General features: G+C 63.1%; 21 protein-coding genes. 7 read left to right on the top strand and 14 right to left on the bottom strand.

All coding sequences use genetic code 11. The annotated features are described in order from the left end of the window. Window positions 1-151 precede the first annotated feature (151 nt). Window positions 152-1,207 carry a transporter substrate-binding domain-containing protein gene (locus GKC28_RS10730; protein ID WP_174146892.1) on the top strand — a complete coding sequence of 352 codons (1,056 nt, stop codon included), beginning with the start codon at window positions 152-154 and terminating at the stop codon, window positions 1,205-1,207. Window positions 1,208-1,216: 9 nt separating this feature from the next. Here GKC28_RS10730 and GKC28_RS10725 read toward each other — a convergent pair whose 3' ends face one another. Then, window positions 1,217-1,564, bottom strand: a complete 348-nt coding sequence (locus GKC28_RS10725) for a hypothetical protein (RefSeq protein WP_174146891.1) — start codon at window positions 1,562-1,564, stop codon at window positions 1,217-1,219. Window positions 1,565-1,709: 145 nt separating this feature from the next. Between GKC28_RS10725 and GKC28_RS10720 the strand changes: the two genes are divergently transcribed. Further along, window positions 1,710-2,243: a HutD family protein gene (locus GKC28_RS10720; protein ID WP_174146890.1), complete on the top strand. Its 534-nt coding sequence runs from the start codon at window positions 1,710-1,712 to the stop codon at window positions 2,241-2,243. Here GKC28_RS10720 and GKC28_RS10715 read toward each other — a convergent pair. The 4 genes from GKC28_RS10715 to GKC28_RS10700 all read right to left on the bottom strand — a co-directional run bounded on the left by GKC28_RS10715 (window position 2,240) and on the right by GKC28_RS10700 (window position 6,253). Next, the gene (locus tag GKC28_RS10715) at window positions 2,240-3,607 is read right to left on the bottom strand and encodes a formimidoylglutamate deiminase (RefSeq protein WP_174146889.1); all 1,368 of its coding nucleotides are present in this window, start codon (window positions 3,605-3,607) and stop codon (window positions 2,240-2,242) included. The two genes, GKC28_RS10720 and GKC28_RS10715, sit on opposite strands and share 4 nt — an antisense overlap. A 139-nt stretch (window positions 3,608-3,746) precedes the next feature. Further along, window positions 3,747-4,574: a 2,3,4,5-tetrahydropyridine-2,6-dicarboxylate N-succinyltransferase gene (gene dapD, locus GKC28_RS10710; protein WP_174146888.1), complete on the bottom strand. Its 828-nt coding sequence runs from the start codon at window positions 4,572-4,574 to the stop codon at window positions 3,747-3,749. 120 nt (window positions 4,575-4,694) lie between these two features. After that, a complete protein-coding gene (locus tag GKC28_RS10705) occupies window positions 4,695-5,294 on the bottom strand; it encodes a GntR family transcriptional regulator (protein ID WP_174146887.1) in 600 nt (199 codons plus the stop codon). A gap of 38 nt (window positions 5,295-5,332) precedes the next feature. Next, a complete protein-coding gene (locus GKC28_RS10700; protein WP_174146942.1) occupies window positions 5,333-6,253 on the bottom strand; it encodes a threonine/serine dehydratase in 921 nt (306 codons plus the stop codon). Between the two features lie 149 nt (window positions 6,254-6,402). Between GKC28_RS10700 and GKC28_RS10695 the strand changes: the two genes are divergently transcribed. After that, on the top strand, window positions 6,403-7,251 hold the full coding sequence (locus tag GKC28_RS10695) for a TIGR00730 family Rossman fold protein (protein WP_174146886.1): 849 nt from the start codon (window positions 6,403-6,405) through the stop codon (window positions 7,249-7,251). Between the two features lie 30 nt (window positions 7,252-7,281). Here GKC28_RS10695 and GKC28_RS10690 read toward each other — a convergent pair whose 3' ends face one another. Then, window positions 7,282-7,491 carry a hypothetical protein gene (locus GKC28_RS10690; RefSeq protein WP_174146885.1) on the bottom strand — a complete coding sequence of 70 codons (210 nt, stop codon included), beginning with the start codon at window positions 7,489-7,491 and terminating at the stop codon, window positions 7,282-7,284. A gap of 332 nt (window positions 7,492-7,823) precedes the next feature. Between GKC28_RS10690 and GKC28_RS26720 the strand changes: the two genes are divergently transcribed. Then, window positions 7,824-9,065, top strand: a complete 1,242-nt coding sequence (locus tag GKC28_RS26720; RefSeq protein ID WP_174146884.1) for a type I secretion protein — start codon at window positions 7,824-7,826, stop codon at window positions 9,063-9,065. A 39-nt stretch (window positions 9,066-9,104) separates the two neighbouring features. Here GKC28_RS26720 and rlmN read toward each other — a convergent pair whose 3' ends face one another. From rlmN to GKC28_RS10670, 3 genes are all read right to left on the bottom strand, one after another. Beyond that, window positions 9,105-10,292 (bottom strand): 23S rRNA (adenine(2503)-C(2))-methyltransferase RlmN, encoded by a 1,188-nt coding sequence (gene rlmN / locus GKC28_RS10680; protein ID WP_174146883.1) that lies wholly within the window; start codon window positions 10,290-10,292, stop codon window positions 9,105-9,107. Window positions 10,293-10,387: 95 nt separating this feature from the next. Then, entirely contained in the window at window positions 10,388-10,771 is a 384-nt protein-coding gene (locus GKC28_RS10675; protein ID WP_254604203.1) for a lysozyme inhibitor LprI family protein, read from the bottom strand. Window positions 10,772-10,870: 99 nt separating this feature from the next. Continuing rightward, the gene (locus GKC28_RS10670; RefSeq protein WP_174146881.1) at window positions 10,871-11,401 is read right to left on the bottom strand and encodes an invasion associated locus B family protein; all 531 of its coding nucleotides are present in this window, start codon (window positions 11,399-11,401) and stop codon (window positions 10,871-10,873) included. A 181-nt stretch (window positions 11,402-11,582) separates the two neighbouring features. Between GKC28_RS10670 and GKC28_RS10665 the strand changes: the two genes are divergently transcribed. Beyond that, a complete protein-coding gene (locus GKC28_RS10665) occupies window positions 11,583-12,581 on the top strand; it encodes an asparaginase (RefSeq protein ID WP_174146880.1) in 999 nt (332 codons plus the stop codon). Between the two features lie 35 nt (window positions 12,582-12,616). Here GKC28_RS10665 and GKC28_RS10660 read toward each other — a convergent pair whose 3' ends face one another. The 5 genes from GKC28_RS10660 to serB form a co-directional block, all read right to left on the bottom strand. Further along, window positions 12,617-12,937, bottom strand: coding sequence for a YciI family protein (locus GKC28_RS10660; protein ID WP_174146879.1), 321 nt, complete (start codon window positions 12,935-12,937; stop codon window positions 12,617-12,619). Between the two features lie 29 nt (window positions 12,938-12,966). Further along, window positions 12,967-13,404: an SRPBCC domain-containing protein gene (locus GKC28_RS10655; protein WP_174146878.1), complete on the bottom strand. Its 438-nt coding sequence runs from the start codon at window positions 13,402-13,404 to the stop codon at window positions 12,967-12,969. Then, complete coding sequence (locus tag GKC28_RS10650) at window positions 13,401-13,721, bottom strand: helix-turn-helix transcriptional regulator (RefSeq protein ID WP_174146877.1); 321 nt, start codon at window positions 13,719-13,721, stop codon at window positions 13,401-13,403. Before GKC28_RS10650 ends, GKC28_RS10655 begins: the two co-directional genes overlap by 4 nt. Before the next feature lie 63 nt (window positions 13,722-13,784). Then, window positions 13,785-14,543, bottom strand: a complete 759-nt coding sequence (locus GKC28_RS10645; RefSeq protein ID WP_174146876.1) for a TSUP family transporter — start codon at window positions 14,541-14,543, stop codon at window positions 13,785-13,787. 8 nt (window positions 14,544-14,551) lie between these two features. After that, complete coding sequence (gene serB / locus GKC28_RS10640) at window positions 14,552-15,427, bottom strand: phosphoserine phosphatase SerB (RefSeq protein ID WP_174146875.1); 876 nt, start codon at window positions 15,425-15,427, stop codon at window positions 14,552-14,554. Window positions 15,428-15,707: 280 nt separating this feature from the next. On the opposite strand from serB, the gene GKC28_RS10635 reads away from it, so the two are divergent. Together GKC28_RS10635 and serA are read left to right on the top strand one after the other, a co-directional pair. Continuing rightward, window positions 15,708-16,862, top strand: coding sequence for a phosphoserine transaminase (locus GKC28_RS10635; protein WP_174146874.1), 1,155 nt, complete (start codon window positions 15,708-15,710; stop codon window positions 16,860-16,862). A gap of 63 nt (window positions 16,863-16,925) precedes the next feature. Further along, window positions 16,926-18,521, top strand: a complete 1,596-nt coding sequence (gene serA, locus GKC28_RS10630; RefSeq protein ID WP_174146873.1) for a phosphoglycerate dehydrogenase — start codon at window positions 16,926-16,928, stop codon at window positions 18,519-18,521. Window positions 18,522-18,577: the final 56 nt, after the last annotated feature.

Genomic DNA, 18,577 nt, shown 5'->3' with positions numbered 1-18,577 from the left:
AGGCCGTCAGACAATCCAAAAAAACCGTTTCGGCTGCCCGCCGGACACAGTCCCAGCGGCAATTCCGCCCCAGCCGCCAAAGCGCTTGCGTGAAAAAGGTGATCCGCCTAAGGACGTTGAAACTCTGTCAGAGGCCAAACCGAGCGTTTCCGTGCTGTACTTCCGCCTGATTACTGCTGCCCTTTTCGTGCTTTGGGGGCAATTGCTCTCTGCGCAGGTTCTGACGGTCAACACCGTGACCCGGCCGCCGTTCTCCATGGAGGAAGACGGACAGGACACTGGGTTCTCGCTGGAACTGTTCAAGATCCTGGCTGAGCGGCTGGACCTGGAATACCGCATCAACCGCACTTCCGGCTTTGCGGAGATGCTGGACGGCGTCCGCAATGGCGACGCGGATCTGGCAGCGGCAAACATCTCGATCACGGCCTCCCGCGAGATCCAGATGGACTTCAGCCATCCGATCTTCGAAAGCGGCCTGCAGATCATGGTGCAGGCCGATGATATCCGCGAGCCGTCCCTGTTACGGGCGCTGCTGTCCTGGGATCTGGCCGCAGCCATCGGCATCGCCTTTCTGCTGCTGTTCGGCGGCGGCATGATGATGTGGACCTTTGAACGCCGTGCCCAGCCCTATTTCGACCGCCCCCTGAAGGAGGCCTGGTTTCCCTCCTTTTGGTGGGCGCTGAACCTGGTTGTGAATGGCGGGTTTGAGGAACGGGTGCCGCGCACGCCGATCGGGCGCATGTTCGGCGTGGTGCTGGTTGTCTCGTCGCTGTTCATCGTCTCGATCTTTGTTGCCAAGATCACCGCGGTGATGACGGTCGAAGCAATCAGCGGCTCTGTGAACTCGGTCAACGATCTCTATGGCAGATCCGTCGGCACCATCGGCGGCTCCACCGCTGCCGGTTTTCTCGACCGGCGCGAGATCGATTTTGTCGGCTTTGACGGCCTTGAGGGGATGCTTGCTGCGTTTGAAGCCTCTGAGATCAAGGCAGTGGTCTTTGACGCTCCGGTGCTGAAGTTCTACGAGCAGCAGGGCGGGCATGAATACGGCCAGACCATCGGCCAGCCGTTCCTGCGCGAAAATTACGGGCTGGTCTTCCCGGCCGGATCGCCGCTGGTAGAGGATGTGAATCAGGCGCTTCTGACGATGCAGGAGGACGGCAGCTATGACGCCCTCTACCGCAAATGGTTCGGCAGCCAGAACTGACGCTTGCGGTTAATGGAAAACCGGTACTTCGCCGTCGAAGAACGGGGTCATCTGGGCAACGATCACCGCGTTTTCCTCCAGCGCCCGCTGCATCAGGGCGCGTTCCTCGTCGCCGATCTCATGGCCTTCTGCCTCGCGCTCTTCCAGCGTGCCGTATCCGGTCACGTCCAGCGGAGCCGTGTCTGCCTGTTTAAGGATCGCCACGGTTTCCCGCACCGCCTCAGCTTCATCAATGCCAGAGGCATAGATCATCAGCGCAGCACCGGTGGCGCCATCGGGCAGGCCGTCTCCATCCTTGCGGCCGATCTGGACAAGCAGGGTATAAACTTGCTGGCGGGAGGGTTTCTTCTTTTCCATGACGCCGCCATAGCGCCGGGGCAGGGGGATGGTCAATCAAATAGCGCGGCCAGTGCGGGCCGGATGAGCGGGAAACGGAAGCCTTGCAGTTCAAGGCATCTGGGATTTATGCCTGGGTTGAACGACCAGCTGCAAGGATCCTGCAATGCGCTTCTCCGCCCTGACTGCTCAGCCCCTGCCGTGGAAGAACGGCGGCGGCGTGACCCGGGAACTGGCGTCGCATGCTGAGGATGGAAATCTGGCTTGGCGCCTGAGCCTGGCGGACATCACCCGGAACGGCCCGTTTTCCGCATTCCCAGGCCTCGCCCGTATTCATTGCATCGTCGAAGGGGCTGGGCACACCCTGTCGAATGAATCCGTACGGCTGGAGGCCCGGCCGCTTGATCCGCTGTGTTTCGATGGCGGGGTTGCGCTGGACTGCCAGTTGCGCGATGGGCCCTGCAAGGCCTTCAATGTGATCTATGATCCGGCATGGGTGACGGCAGACCCCGGTATTCTTGCCGATGGCCCGGTGCCGGAGGCCGAAGGGCTGCGCGTGCTGTTTGTGGTCTCAGGCGGCTTGGAGGCGGCTGGCACAGGCCGTCTCGGTCCCGGCGAAGGGGTTGTGACACAAGGCGCCGCCGCCGCGGTGGTCTCCGGCGGCGGCACTGTTGTCCAAGTGCGGATATTGCCTGTTTAGAGACTGTTCAGCAGTTCCTTGATTGCCATCTTGTAGCCTGCAACCACGCTGTCCCGTGCGACATGGCGGCCCTGGTGGACCACATGGCGGCCGGCGCTCCAGACATCCGTGACTGTGTTATTGCCTGCCGCAAAGCAGAGGCCGTCCAGCAGTTGTTCTGGTTTCAACGCGCAAAGTGCGGGCACGCCGCTGTCAATTGCCACGAGATCCGCCAGCGCGCCTTCCTCAATCCGCCCCGCATCGCGGCCGAGCGCCTGAGCGCCGCCTTTTGCCGCGCCCAAGTACAACGTCTCGCCCACCGAGCCCTCACCCGGCACCAGCACATTGCGCGCCAGATCCCGCAGGCGCTGGGAATACTCCAGCGTCCTCAGCTCCTCCGGCAGCGATATCCGCACGTTAGAGTCTGAACCAACCCCAAATGCCCCGTCATGCGCCAGGTATTCCACGCCGTTGAACGGCCCGTCGCCCAGATTGGCCTCGGTGACCGGGCAGAGGCCGGCGACTGCGCCGGAGCGGGCCATGCCGATGGTTTCGGAGCCGGTCATATGGGTGGCGTGAATCAGGCACCAGTTGCCATCCACTGGCGTGTTATCCAGCAGCCATTCAACAGGCCGCGCACCCAGCCAATCGCTGATATCCGCCACTTCCTTGGGCTGTTCGGCGATATGGATATGCACCGGCAGCCGGTCCTGGATCCTCAGCACTTCCGCCAGATCCTCGGGGCAGGTGGCGCGCAGCGAATGCGGCGCGATGCCGACGCTTGCATCTTCGGGCAAGTCCCGTGCGGCAATGTCCCGGGCGCGGGTGACGAGGTCTGAGAATTCCGCAACCGAATTGCCAAACCGCTGTTGCCCCCCATTCAGAGCCTGTTTTCCAGCCCCGCCATAAGTGTACAGCACCGGCAGATGGGTGAGACCGATGCCGGTCTGGCTGGCCGCGGCAAACACGCGTTCGCTGAGTTCCGTCACAGAGACAAAGTGCGCGCCGCCCGGCTGGTGGTGGACATAGTGGAACTCTCCCACCGAGGCATAACCGGCTTCCAGCATCTCCATGAACACCAGCGCGGCTATGGCCTCGTACTGCTCAGGCGTGATGCGGTCCATGAAGCGGTACATCAGCTCGCGCCAGGTCCAGAAGCTGTCCTTCCCGGCGGCGCGGTACTCGGTCATACCGGCCATGGCGCGCTGGAAGCTGTGGGAGTGCAGGTTGCCCAGCGACGGCAGCAGCACGTCCACCCGTGCGTCCTCAGGCTTTGGTCCGGTCCCGGTTTCGATGGAAGAAATCCGGCCGTTAACAACCGTTAGCCGGAGGTTCTCAACCCAACCCTGGGGCAGGCGGGCGCGCTGGGCAAATATGGTCTGCATCTGACTCTCTTATGTGTAGATATAATACCATTAGCGCCATGTTTATTTTGCGGCAAGGGTTTTACTCAGGAGAGGCAGCAGCCCAACAAAAAACGCGCCCGTGCAGGGCGCGTTCAATGGGCTGGTGTTGCCGTGCGGATCAGTCGCGCAGCAGCTCGTTGATGCCGGTCTTGGAGCGGGTCTTTTCGTCCACCCGCTTCACGATCACCGCGCAGTAGAGGCTGATGTTGTTCTTCGACGGCATCGAGCCTGCCACAACAACCGAGTAGGGCGGCACTTCGCCGTACATCACTTCGCCGGTTTCGCGGTCGACGATCTTGGTGGACTTGCCGATGAAGACACCCATGCCCAGGACAGAGCCTTCGCGCACGATGCAGCCTTCGACCACCTCGGAACGGGCGCCGATGAAGCAGTTGTCCTCGATGATGGTGGGGCCGGCCTGCATCGGTTCCAGCACGCCGCCGATGCCGACGCCGCCGGACAGGTGCACGTTCTTGCCGATCTGGGCGCAGGAGCCGACGGTGGCCCAGGTGTCGACCATGGTGCCTTCGTCGACATAGGCGCCGAGGTTCACAAAGGAGGGCATCAGCACCGCGCCCGGCGCGATATAGGCAGACTTGCGGACGACGCAGTTCGGAACCGCGCGGAAGCCTGCGGATTTCCAATCAGCCTCGCCCCAGCCGGCAAACTTGCTGTCGACCTTGTCCCACCAGCCGCCGGCCTGCGGGCCGCCTTCGTGGATTTCCATGTCCTTGATGCGGAAGCCCAGCAGCACCGCTTTCTTGGCCCACTGGTTCACATGCCAGTCGCCGTTCTCCAGCTTCTCGGCCACCCGCAGCTGACCGGAGTCGAGCGCGTTCAGGGTGTCTTCGATGGCTTCACGCTGCTCGCCGGTGGTGGCGGGGGTGATGGTGTCGCGCGCCTCCCAGGCGGCTTCGATTGCTGCTTCCAGCTGGGCGTTGGACATGGGTGTTCCTCCGGCATCGGTTAGATTCGCAGCTTCATACCGGCAAACCGCCCGCAGGTCATGTCCGGATTGCGTCCAAAATGCCGCGCCTGACGGCGTTTTGCCCGCTGCCTGGGGCCGTCAGCGCACCCGGCGCAGGTGGCGGCGCAGAATCTCGCAGGCTCCGGCGGCATCGCGCCGGGCCATTGCCTGAACGATGGCGGCATGGTCCGCATCCACGCGGCGGTTCCATTGGTGCTGCCAGTTGGCAAACAGATGCCGGGCGGCGGCGATATGCAGATCGTCGATCGCCGCCAGCAGCCGCGGCATCGCGCACGGCGCCAGGATCACGCGGTGAAAGGCACGGTTCAGCCGCTCCCAGCTGGCCATGTCCCCGGCTGCGTCGCAGGCCAGGCGGGCAGTATCAGCGGCTTCGATATCCTCTTGGGTCAGCCGCGGAAAGGCGTGGGTCAGGGCCAGCACTTCAAGCGAGACCCGCATCTCAATCACTTCACGGATCTCGGCGGGGTTCAGGGCGCTGACCCTTGTGCCGCGGCGGGGTTCGGATACCGCCAGCCCGTGCGCCTCCAGCCGCAACAGCGCCTCGCGCACGGGCACATGGCTGGCTTCGAATTCCCGCGCGATATGGTCCTGGCGCAGCTTTTCACCCGCAGGCAGGCTGCCGGTGATGATGCGCTCGCTTAACGCTTGATAGATCGTATCGGCGATGGTTGCGGACATGCTATTCCGATAGGGCTGCCGGCGGATTGCTGCAAGGGTTATCCCAGCGGATCCGGGGCAATGTTGCCGCCGCAGATCAGCACCGCGATACGCTCACCCGGCTCCGGCTGGTACGCGCCGCACATCAGCGCTGCCAGCGCGGTGGCGCCTGCCGGCTCCACCAGGATCCGGTGTTCGCGCCACAAGGCGGTCTGGGCCTGAGTGATGGCGCTGTCCGGCACAGTGAGGGACGTGACACCCTGCGCCGTGGCAAGCTCAAAGCAGATATTGCCGATGCGTTTTGCCCCCAGCGCGTTGGCTGCCACACCTGAGACCTCGACATCCGCCGGTTGCCCGGCAGCAAGCGCGGCGTTCAGTGCGCAGGAGGTTTCCGGCTCCACCGCAACGATTTTCCGCGCGCCCTGAAACCAGGCCAGCGCGCCGCTGATCAGCCCGCCGCCGCCCACTGCAATCAGCAGGGTATCGGCTTGCAGCCCCTGTGCCTGCCATTCGGCAAAACAGGAGCCTTGGCCAGCCACGGTTGCCGGCGCATCATAGGCATGAACCTGCATCGCACCTGTCTCGGCTTCATACGCTTGCGCCATTTCCAGCGCATTGGCATAGGCGCCGGGCACCACTTGCAGATCAGCCCCGGCGCGCTCGATCAGCAAAATCTTGGCGGGGCCGGCCATCTCCGGCACATAGATCCTCGCCCTGTGGCCCAGCTGATGCGCGGCATAGGCGACGGCCGCCCCGTGATTGCCGCCGGAGGCCGCAACCAGACCGGCTGCGGGCACCTCTCTGCTCAGCAGAGTGTTGAAGGCGCCGCGGGCCTTGAAGCTGCCGGTGTGCTGCATGTGCTCCAGCTTCAGCTCCAGCGGATACGCCAGCCCGAACCCCCGGCTCTGCAGCACCGGAGTCTGTTGCACATATGGGCGGATGCGTTCTGCTGCCGCTTCAATTTCACCCTGCCAGTCCACGCGCATTCCTCCCTGCCTGCCTGGTCGGAACCTTACCCCTGCCGGGACGGGGCGCAAGCGGAACGGCGCGTTCTCCTGCTTTCTTGATTGGCGCTAACGGCCAAGGACGGTTACAAAGGAGGTCCTGTTATTTCTTATCTGGATTGCCAATGACCGAAGATCGCCACAGCCGTTTCCGCGACGCTCACTCAGACCGGGACCGGGCCGAACATGTGCCCGCCACGCCGCAGACCCAGGCACCGGCCTACCGGCTGGCCTTTGCTGATGAGGAGTTCTTGTGCCGCGAGGAACTGCGCCCGGTGCGCTTGCAGCTGGAACTGTTGAAGCCGGAGCTGATGCTGAACGAGCATGGCATCGAAAGCACCATCGTGATGTTCGGCGGCGCCCGCATTCCGGATCCCGCACATAAGGACAAGGCGCGCACCAAGACGCTGGCGGATCTGTCGCATTTCTACGATGAAGCGCGTGAGTTTGCCCGGCTGATGACCGAAAAATCAAAGGAGAGCGGTGGCCGTCACAATGTCGTGGTGACCGGCGGCGGACCCGGTGTGATGGAGGCGGGCAACCGTGGAGCGCTGGATGCGGGCGGCCATTCCATCGGCCTGTCTATCGTGCTGCCGCATGAGCAGGCGCCCAACGGCTATGTGACGCCGGATCTCAGCTTCAACTTCCACTACTTCGCGATCCGCAAGATGCATTTCCTGATGCGGGCGCGGGCGATCACAGTGTTCCCGGGCGGCTTCGGCACCCTGGACGAGCTGTTCGAGAGCCTGACCCTGATCCAGACCGGCCGCATGGAACGGGTGCCGTTCCTGCTGTTCGGCAAGGAATTCTGGGAGAAGATCGTCAACTGGGAGGCGCTGGCCGATGCCGGCACCATCTCGGACCAGGATCTTGACCTCTTCCGCGTGGTTGATACTGCGCAGGAAGCAGTGGAGATCATCGACAATTGGGAACCCGCGCCGCCGCGCGACAGCCTGCCCGGCCGCGAGCGCTGATCGCAGGCAACGAAGCAGATGCCGTCGGGATCAGGAAAATTCCGGCGGCAGCGGCCCCATCTCTGCTCCGGTCGTCAGCCGTGTCAGGACTTGGGTCCCGCCCACGCGTTTCACCGCGAAGCCATATCCGCGAAGACGGAATTTCCACTCCCGCGGGCTCAGCGCCTTCTGGCGTTCGCTGCGGATCAGATCCAGAACACTGGGGTCGATCGGGCCGGTTTTTTGTTGCATCGGAGCCATCTGCGTTTCCTTCTGAAAATTTGATTGTCCGTACTCAGGAAACTGTTTGCCCGAAGCGGCGGAATTTGAGCCGGATTTGGGAAAGAATGCGGCGGCGGCTCAAGCGTCAGGTACTGTGCCCGCCTTGCAACAGGCGTGGGGGCTGCTGAACCTCTGGCGGCCGTGCCGGGCGGATTGGCCGGAATCCGCGCCCGGCAGCGTCCCTAACACGCAGATATCCGCCATTTACAACAAACCTTAACGTGTTTGCTCCGGTTGCGCCTGAAAAGTGGCCAAACTTGGCCGCATTTGCAAACAATACTTTACCGGCGGTGGAGCAGTGGAGAGCAAGGATGTCCGAAGTCTCAGACTACACGTCACTTCTGGCCTATACGTCGAATGGCAATTACCGCTGGAACAGTCAGGTCAGCCTCGGCACTCAAACGGTTGTGACCTATAGTTTCGTCAGCAGCGGTGAACTGGGTGACGCCTCCAGCGATCCTTATGGCGCAACCGGCTACTGGTCCTTCAACGAGACGCAGCGCGACTATTTCCGCCTGGCGCTGGCCGAATTCGAGGAGGCCGCCGGGCTGATCTTTGTCGAAACCGATGGCCCGGCGATGATCAATGTGTTCGGCTACGATGGCGGCAGCGCCGCAGGCTGGGCGCACTATGCCTGGTCCAGTGCCTACTCCACCGGGCAGGGGCAGCTGGCAATCCAGGGCAGCAGCATGGCGCCGGGTTCATACGGCTATGAAACGATTCTGCACGAAATCGGCCATGCTGTGGGGCTGGAGCACCCCCATGATGGCGAAAACACGCTGGCAGGACACCTCGACGACCAGGCCCATTCGGTCATGACCTACAACTACGGCGGCTACAATGCCACCGAACTTGGCATTTTCGATCTGCAGGCCCTGCAGCACCTTTACGGCGGCACCGGCGGCACAGAGGGCTGGACTGCAAGCCTCAACCAGGCCGGCCGTGTTGTGATCGAGGCCAGCGAACGTTCCGAGACGGTGCTTGCGACCGGTCAGGATACGGTGATCCGGGCAATGGCCGGCAGCGACACAGTGCTCGGCCGCGAAGCGGATGACAGGCTGTTTGGCGGCGGCGGTGCGGATACTGTCAGCGGCGGCCAGGGCGCCGACCGGATTTCGGGCGGTAAGGGCCATGACGTGCTCCATGGCGGTTCGGACAGCGGGGACTATTCAGGCGGAAGCAATGACAGCGACATCCTGCGCGGAAATGGCGGGAATGACACGCTGTACGGCGGCCGCGGAGATGACACTTTAAACGGCGGCGCCGGCCGCGACAGAATTGTAGGTGGCGACGGCTCTGATGCTCTGACCGGGGGCGCCCGCGCGGACGTGTTTGTCTTTGTATACGCGGATTACTGGGAAGACGAGACTATCACCGATTTCGGCAGGGGTAACGACAGGATCGAGTTTTCGGGGACGGTGATCAGCGGCTTCGGCGATCTGACCATCACCGAGCAGGGCGGCAACACGCTGATCAGTTACTACGGCAACCACGATATCGAGCTCACCGGTTTCACCGGCGGGCTGACAGCGGACGACTTCATCTTCAGTTAAGGCAGCCGGGGACCCTGCCGCAGCGGGGCCGGAGCCGGGTCACTTCATCCCGGCTTCGGCCTCAATCTGTTTGCGGCTCTTGCGGGCGCGCTCGGTGGCTGATTTCAGCTGTCCGCAGGCCGCCATGATGTCCTCGCCGCGGGTCTTGCGGATCGGCGAGGCATAGCCCGCCTGATAAATGATATTGGCAAACGCCCGGATACGGTTGTTGGAGCTGCGCTTATAGGGCGCGCCCGGCCATTCGTTGAACGGGATCAGGTTGATCTTTGCCGGGATATTGTAGCGCTTGATGTGGTCGATCAGGCGGTGCGCGTCCTCATCGCTGTCGTTCACCCCGTCCAGCATCACGTATTCAAAGGTGATCCGCTCCGAGTTCGAGGCCTTGGGGTAATCCGCCAGTGCCTGCAGCAGCTCGTCGATGTTCCAGCGCTTGTTGATCGGCACCAGCACGTCGCGGGTTTCGTTGGTGGTCGCGTGGAATGAAATCGCCAGCAGGCAGCCGATTTCCTGCGCCGTCCGCGCAATCTCCGGCACCACGCCGGAGGTCGACAGGGTGATCCGGCGGCGGCTCAGCGAGATACCCTCCGGGTCCATCGCGATCTTCATCGCGTCGCGGACGTTGTCGAAGTTGTAGAGCGGCTCGCCCATGCCCATCAGCACGATGTTGGAGAGCAGCCGGGTTTCTTCCTTGGGGGCACCCGGCACCGGCCATTCCTCCAGATCGTCGCGCGCCATCATCACCTGGCCGACGATCTCTGCCGGGGTCAGGTTGCGCACCAGCTTCTGGGTGCCGGTATGGCAGAAGGAGCAGGTCAGGGTGCAGCCCACCTGAGAGGAAATGCACAGGGTGCCGCGGTCATCCTCGGGGATATAGACCACCTCGACCTCGTGGCCGCCATTGATCCGCACCAGGTATTTGCGGGTGCCGTCGGTCGACACCTGCTTGCTCACCACTTCCGGGATGCGGATTTCAAACGTCTCCGCCAACTGCGCGCGGTAGGCTTTGGCCAGGTTGGTCATGTCGGCAAAATCGCGCTTGCCCCACTGGTAGATCCACTGCCAGATCTGGCCGACCCGCATTTTGGCCTGCTTCTCCGGTGTGCCATGCTCAATCAGCACCTCGCGCATCCGCTCGCGGGTCAGGCCGACAAGATTGATCTTGCCGCCCTCGGGCTCCTTGCGGGGCAGGGTCATAACGTCCTGGGTGATCGGCGCGCTGGCAGTCATGGCAAAAGCCTCGGGTGATGGTGGGCGGATGCGGCTCTATATAGGATTTCGAACGGAGATCAAAAGGAATCCTGTGAAAAAGCCGGTGGAGCCCGCTACCGGGCGTAGCGCATCAGCTCATCAACCCTGGCACGGCCGAGCGACGTCCAGCAGGAGCGGATTGCTATGCCTGTGCCTGATCCGCCGCCGTATGTTGCCCCGACAAAGGCGCAATGCTCCTCACGGTAGGCTTCCCAGGCCTTTTGCCCTGCCTCAAGCGCCGGAACTGCAACAACCCGTTCAGTGACGTTGTCCAATTCTTCAGCGGCATCCAGCGCAAATCGCAATGCCGCGGCCAATGCGGCTTCCACGCGCTCCTCGTCGTCGGCAACACATTCGCCGATTTCGACTTGAGAGCCGGCATCACCGCACTCCAGCGCAGGATCGGCAAATCCGGGCGTCGCCGCCAGAAATAGACAACAAGCAACTTTGCGCAGCATGGCCGGTACCTCCTGCTTCATGTTACGCGCCGCTCCTGTCTTGAACAAGAAAACCCCGGCGCAGGCCGGGGTCTTGTCGCTCCGCATACATGCAGAGGATTACTTGCTGCAGCGCTTTTCCGCATCTTCCACCGCTGCAGTGAACCCCAGCAGCGAGAAGGTGTCCTTGGTCTGGGTGCCGCGGGCCGAACGCGCGGTCAGCACCGCATCGGCGCCGCGCTTCATGGCGGTGACGATTTTGGCATCATCCGCAGGCGTTGCAGGCCAGGCCCATTCGCCTTCAGTGAACAGTTCGAACTCGGAATCACCTATCGCCATGTTCACGGTCGATCCTGGCGCAAACGGGTAGCCGCCGGTGAAGCTCACCTCGCCCTTGGGGGCATCGCCGCTGCGGAAGGTGACAAACAGCTGGATCTCGCTGCGGCGCACCGCCACGACACGTCCGTCGCGGGTGTTCACGGTCTCCTTCGGCGCGGAAACCCCCCAGCATTCGTTCGGATCGTTGCCCTCGAAAACGCTCCAATCCACCTTGGCCGCAACCCGGTTGTTCGACGTTTCCTGTGCTGTTGCGGCGGTTGCCAATGCTGCCAGACACAGGCCCGCAGCCACGCGGGCGAGTTTCAATGCCATTTGTCCCGACTCCAAGACTGTTCTTTCATACCTCAAAACCAAGCAAAGGGCCCGCAGCGTTCAACCGCTGTCTGGTCCCGATCCCTTCGCTTGCGCTACACAAGCACACTAACGTAACTAGCACCACGGGCGAAAGTGCGTTTTGGCAGGATTTCGCCCAGAAAACTTGAGGGGAGACATCATGCCGAATCCAGTGCCCATGGCCGAAGTCTGGCGCGGCCCGCTGCTGGAAAGCCTGCACCTGGGCCATGCCGTCATTTGCGACGACAGCGGCCAGGTGGTGCGCAGTTGGGGCGATCCGGACGCAGTTATCTATCCGCGCAGCTCGGCCAAGATGATCCAGGCACTGCCGCTGATCACCTCCGGTGCCGCCGCACGCTACGGGCTGAACCCGGAACAGCTGGCGCTGGCCTGCGCGTCGCACAACGGCGCGCATATTCATACCGACCGGGTCAACGCGTGGCTGGGCCAGCTGGGCATGACTGATGACGACTTCCGCTGCGGCCCGCAGCTGCCGGACGACATCCCCGCCCGCAACGAACTGATCAAGACCGACAGCAGCCCCTGCCAGGTGCACAACAACTGCTCCGGCAAGCACGCGGGCTTCCTGACCCTGAACCAGTACCTGGGCGGCGGCACTGAATACATCGAGGTGGATCACCCGGTGCAGCAGGCCTGCCTTGCAGCGTTTGAGGAAACCACCGGACAGGACAGCCCGGCCTATGGCATCGACGGCTGCTCTGCGCCGAACTTTGCCACCACCGTCACCGGGCTAGCGCGCTCGATGGCCTGGTTCGCCAGCGCCGCGGACCGCTCCGACCGCGCGTCTGAGGCGGCGCAGCAGCTGGTCGCGGCGATGACCGCGCATCCGGAGCTGGTGGCGGGCGAAACCCGCTGCTGCACCAACCTGATGCGCGCCATGGGCGGCAAGGTGGCGATCAAGACCGGGGCTGAGGCGGTGTTCATCGCCATCCTGCCGGAACAGAAACTGGGCGTCGCACTGAAGATCTCCGATGGCAGCACCCGCGCCAGCGAATGCGCCATTGCGGCGCTGATGGTCAGCCTCGGCGTGCTGGATGCAGATCACCCGGAGACCGCCAAATACATGAACAAGATGCTCTACAGCCGCCGCGGGCTGGAATGCGGATCCATCCGCCCCGCCGCCGAGCTGCTGTTCTAAATGCAAGTGCCCCGGTCCAGAACCGGGGCATTTTCTTACATCTCCATGTCGATGATTTCAGCGACTTCAACGGAGCCGCTGCCGTCTGCCACCATCGGACAGCCCTTGGCCATTGCACAGGCGGCATCCTGATCAGCCGCCTCCACCACCGAATAGCCCGACAGCGGATTGGCGCCGCCATTGTCCGCCACCCCGCCGGCGCTGACGGTCTTGGACATCCCAACCGGTGCACCCGGGATCTTCAGGGCGTCTCCCATTGCTCCCATCCAGTCCTTCCAGGCCTGCATGACCCTCGCGCCTTCTTCCTCGCTCTCCGGGGTCTTGCCGCCGTGATAGGCAAAAATGAACTGTGGCATTGGTCTACTCCCTTGGTTTTGTTGATGGATTAGGTCTCTGCGGCTAGCAGCGCCTCCAGTTTGCGCAGGGTGGAGGTCCAGCCCTCTTCATGGCTTGCGGCAATTTCGTCATCACCCAGATCGCGGTGATCAACCAGCAGCAGGGCGCCATCCCCAGCAGCAGCGATGGTAAGGGTCACGTGGCTTTCGGCGCCGCGGCTGCCGTCTTCCTCGTGCCAGGCCCAGGTGAAACCGACGGATTTCGGCGCATCCACATGAGTTACCTGGCCGGAAACATGGAACCGCTGGCCGTCGCTGTTCTGCATAATGGAATACCAGGGGCCGGTGCGGCTCAGGTTCAGGTCATGTTCCGGAATGGTAACCCCTTCCGGCCCCCACCATTGCAGCAACTTGTCCGGTGTGGTCACCCAGGCAAACAGTTTCTCCGGGCTGACCGGAAATGTCCGCTTCAGCTGCAGGTCGCTCATGCCTCGTCCTCCATCAGGGCTGCTTCCAGCCTGTCCAGGCTGCCTTCCCAGAAGGCGCGCCGCGACTGTGTCCATTCGGCGATCATCCGCAGCCCCTCAGGCCGGGCAGAATAGAGCCGTCTTGTGCCCTCGGCCCGCTGGATTACCAGCCCGGCCTCGCGCAGGACTTTCAGGTGGCGCGAAATTGCAGGAGCCGAAATGCCTGCCCCGGGGGCCAGATCCCCGGCGGGCAGCTCACCTTCGGCAATCAGCTGATCCACGATCATCAGCCGGGTTTCGTCCGACAGCGCGGCAAAGGATTTCAGAATCGGTGTCATGCCTTTTATTAGCATGAATGTTAATTAAATGAAATGTTAAATATGGGCGGACCAATGCCAGCCCTACAGCATATCCCACAGCAGCTTGGCCGCAAGCGAGACGGAGGTCACCACCAACAGCGGCTTGATCACCTTTGCCCCCTGCTTCTTGGCCAGTCCCGCACCTGCCCGCGCCCCTGCGATCTGGGCGCAGCCCATCAGCAGGCCAGTGATCCACCAGGGCGTGGCAAAGAAGGAAAACGCCAGCAGCCCGCCTGCGTTAGATGCGAAATTCAGCAGCTTGGTGTGGGCGGTTGCGCGCAGGATGCCGTAGCCCGCCAGCGACACAAAGGCGAGCATGTAGAAGCTGCCCGCGCCAGGCCCCAGCAACCCGTCATAGGCCCCGCACAGCGGAACGATGAGCGCGGTGAACAGGGCAGGGGACAGGCGGCGGTGCCGGTCGAGATCGTCCAGCCCCTTTTTCAGCGCAAAGAAAATGGCAATCCCGATCAGCAGCACCGGCAGGATCACCCGGATCCATTCGGTGGGCAGGTAAGCCACCAGAAACGCACCCGCAACTGCCGCCGCAAAGGCAATCAGCGCTGGCCCGACCTGGGCCTTCAGGTCGACATGGCCGGCGCGTGCATATGTGGCCGCCGCCGTAGCGGCGCCGAACAGCCCCTGGATCTTGTTGGTCGACAGCGCAGTGACCGGATTGGCCCCGGCCAGCAGCAGCACCGGAACAGTGATCAGCCCGCCGCCGCCGGCAATCGCATCAATGAACCCGGCAGCAAACCCCGCCGCCAGCAACAGCAGCAGGGTCTCGAAACCCACTTCCAGCATGTTGTTGATCAGCCTTTGAATTCGTCCTGGGCATAGCCCTGGACATACAGAAGCGCCGTCAGGTCGCCGTGGTTGATGCGGATATCGCATTCCGCCGCAACCGAGGGTTTGGCATGCAGCGCTACACCTGCGCCCGCGCGCTTAAGCATGCCGAGGTCATTTGCGCCGTCGCCCACCGCAATCACATCCGCCTCCGCGATCCCCAGCCGGGCGCTGATCTGCTCCAGCGCCTCCACCTTGGCCTCCCGTCCCAGGATCGGGCGGCCCGCCTCGCCGGTCAGCTTGCCGTCCTTTGTCAGCAGCGTGTTGGCGCGGTTCTCGTCGAAACCCAGCTCTGCCGCCACCTGCGCGGTAAAGGCCGTAAAACCGCCCGACACCAGCGCCGCATAGGCGCCGTCTGCCTTCATCGTCGCCAGCAGCTGCTTGCCGCCGGGCATCAGCGTGATGCGTTCCTCCAGCACTTTGGTGATCACCGTCTCCGGCAACCCCTTCAACAGCCCGACCCGCTCGACCAGCGCGCCTTCGAAATCCAGCTCCCCGTTCATCGCCCGCGCGGTGATGTCCTTGACCCGCGCCCCGACGCCCGCCTCCTCGGCCAGCTCGTCGATGCATTCCTGCTGGATCATGGTGGAGTCCATGTCCGCCAGCAGCATTTTCTTCTTCCGCCCGGCGCTGGGCTGAATGACCAGATCCACACCCATGCCCTGCAGGTCCGTCCAGACGTCCCAGCGGTTGTCCGGCATCTGTTTCAGCGGAAACTCCGCCGCCGCCCCCAGGGCCAGCCACACCGCCTCATCGCCGCCCCAGGCATTGCGCAGTGATTCGATCAGCGCGGGCTCCAGCACCGGTCGGGCAGGGTTGCAAAGCAGGGTGGCGGTGTACATCGGCGGGCTCCGTTCCAGCGCTGTTTGCCAATGTCATAGCGCCCTCCCGCAGGAACAGCCAGACAGCAAAAAACTGCTGAAATCAGCAGGCATCATAAGGAGCGGCCGTTTGCGCCATTTCAGCGCGGCTGTTTCCGATGGTGGAAATTCATGTCGCAAAAAATAGATGAACAGCCGCATTTTTCCGAAATTTCTGTTGCGTGCCGCGCTGCAGCACACTAGCTCTGATCACGGGACACCCCTCCCCAACGAGGGGCGCTTATCTGGAAGGGTAGCATTTATGGCTATTGAACAACCTGCCGCGCGGCCGGCCAATCCGCGTTTTTCGTCCGGCCCTTGCGCCAAACCCCCCGTCTTCGATCTGAGCAAACTTGCAGGCGCGCCGCTGGGCCGCTCGCACCGCGCTGCGGTGGGCAAGGAGAAGCTGAAAGCAGCGATCGAAGGCACCCGGGACATCCTGAACATCCCCGCCGATTACAAGATCGGCATCGTGCCTGCCTCCGACACCGGCGCGGTGGAAATGGCGATGTGGAACCTCTTGGGCGCCCGCGGCACCGAGATGCTGGCCTGGGAAAGCTTCGGTTCCGGCTGGGTCACCGACGCGGTGAAGCAGCTGAAGCTGGATGCCACTGTCAAGACTGCCGATTACGGCCGGATCGTGGACCTCTCCACCGTCGATTTCACCAATGACGTCGTCTTCACCTGGAACGGCACCACCTCCGGCGTGCGCGTCCCCAACGGTGACTGGATCCCGGCGGACCGCGAGGGTCTCACCATCTGCGACGCCACCTCGGCGGCCTTTGCGCAGCGCCTGCCCTGGGACAAGCTGGATGTGACCACCTTCTCCTGGCAGAAGGTGCTGGGCGGCGAAGCGGCGCACGGCATGATCATCCTCAGCCCCCGCGCGGTGGAACGGCTGGAAAGCTACACCCCCGCCTGGCCGCTGCCCAAGATCTTCCGCCTGACCAAGGGCGGCAAGCTGATCGACGGCATCTTCCAGGGCGCCACCATCAACACGCCCTCGATGCTGGCGGTGGAGGACTACCTGCTGGCGCTCGACTGGGCCCGCTCCGTCGGCGGCATGGAAGGCCTGCGCGAACGCGCTTATGCCAACCTCGCAGCGGTGCAAAGCTTTGTTCAGGACAACCCTTGGATCGCCTTCCTGGCCGAGCAGCCGGAATACCGTTCCAACACCTCGGTCTGCCTCAAGTTCACCGACGAGCGCATCCAGGACGGCGCTGCTTTTGCCAAGGCCGTGGCCAAACGGCTGGAAAGCGAAGGCGTTGCCTATGACATCGGCGCCTACCGCGACGCGCCTCCGGGCCTGCGCATCTGGTGCGGCGGTACAGTCGAGACCACCGACGTGGCCGCGCTGATGCCCTGGATCAATTGGGCCTTCGAGGCCGAGATCGCCGCGCAGACCGAAGCGGCCTGAGCAATCTTTGAGGCGGGCGGCAACGCCCGCCGTCCCAGCACAGACATTCTAAGGACCGTAAACATGGCTCCCAAAGTTCTCATCTCCGACAAGCTGTCCGAGGCCGCCGTCCAAATCTTCCGCGACCGTGGCATTGACGTTGACTTCCTGCCCGACGTAGGCAAGGACAAGGAAAAACTGGCGGAAATCATCGGCCAGTATGATGGCCTCGCCATCCGCTCCGCCACCAAGGTGACGGAAAAGATCCTGGAAAACGCCGAAAACCTCAAGGTGATCGGCCGCGCCGGCATCGGCACCGACAACATCGACAAGGAAGCCGCCTCCAAGCGCGGCGTCATTGTGATGAACACGCCGTTCGGCAACATGATCACCACCGCCGAACACGCGATTGCAATGATGTTCGCGGTTGCCCGCCAGCTGCCGGAGGCTTCCGTCTCCACCCATGCCGGCAAGTGGGAAAAGTCCAAGTTCATGGGCACCGAGCTGACCGCCAAGACCCTGGGCGTGATCGGCGCCGGCAATATCGGCGGCATCGTCTGCGACCGTGCCCGCGGGCTGAAGATGAAAGTGATCGCCTACGATCCCTTCCTCAGCACCGATAAGGCTGACAAGATGGGCGTCGAAAAGGTGGAGCTGGACGAGCTGCTGGCGCGCGCCGACTTCATCACCCTGCATGTGCCGCTGACCGAGCAGACCCGCAATATCCTGTCCAAGGAAAACCTGGAGAAGACCAAGAAGGGCGTGCGCATCATCAACTGCGCCCGCGGCGGCCTGGTGGACGAAGCCGCACTGGCGGAGCTGCTGACCTCCGGCCATGTGGCAGGCGCTGCCTTCGACGTGTTCTCGGTGGAACCGGCCAAGGAAAACGCCCTGTTCGGCCTGCCCAACGTGGTCTGCACCCCGCACCTGGGCGCGGCCACCACCGAGGCGCAGGAAAACGTCGCCCTGCAGGTGGCCGAACAGATGTCGAACTACCTGCTGACCGGCGCGGTTGAGAACGCGCTGAACATGCCCTCGGTCACCGCCGAGGAAGCCAAGGTCATGGGGCCCTGGATCAAGCTGGCCGACCACCTGGGTTCGTTTGTCGGCCAGATGACCGACGAGCCGCTGCGGGCGATCAACATCCTCTACGACGGTGTTGCGGCGGGCATGAACCTGGACGCGCTGAACTGCGCGGTGATTGCCGGCATCATGAAGCGCTCCAACCCGGAGGTGAACCTGGTCTCCGCGCCTGTAGTTGCCAAGGAGCGGGGCGTTCAGATTTCCACCACCAATCAGGACAAATCCGGCTCCTTTGATGGCTACATCAAGGTGACCGCGGTGACCTCCAAGCGCGAACGCTCGGTTGCGGGCACCGTGTTCTCCGACGGCAAGCCGCGGTTCATCCAGATCAAGGGCATCAATATCGAGGCGGATGTGGGTGCGCATATGCTCTACACCACCAACGAGGACGTGCCCGGCATCATCGGCACCCTGGGCCACACCCTTGGCGACCACGGCGTCAACATCGCCAACTTCACCCTGGGCCGGTCCGAGGCCGGCGGCGAAGCCATCGCGCTGCTCTACGTGGATGACGAAGTTCCGGCAGAGGTGCGCGCCAAACTGGCGGAAACCGGCCTGTTCAACCAGATCAAGCCGCTGCAGTTCGACGTCGCCTGACCTGTTCAGCCAGTCTCTTGCTGAAGCCCCCGCCTGTGCTGCGGGGGCTTTTCTTC

This window comes from Leisingera sp. ANG59 (genome assembly GCF_013317235.1).
In the GTDB taxonomy this organism is placed as follows: domain Bacteria; phylum Pseudomonadota; class Alphaproteobacteria; order Rhodobacterales; family Rhodobacteraceae; genus Leisingera.
The sequence above is the reverse complement of the archived record's forward strand: the minus strand, read 5'-3'. Positions and strand labels throughout refer to the sequence as shown.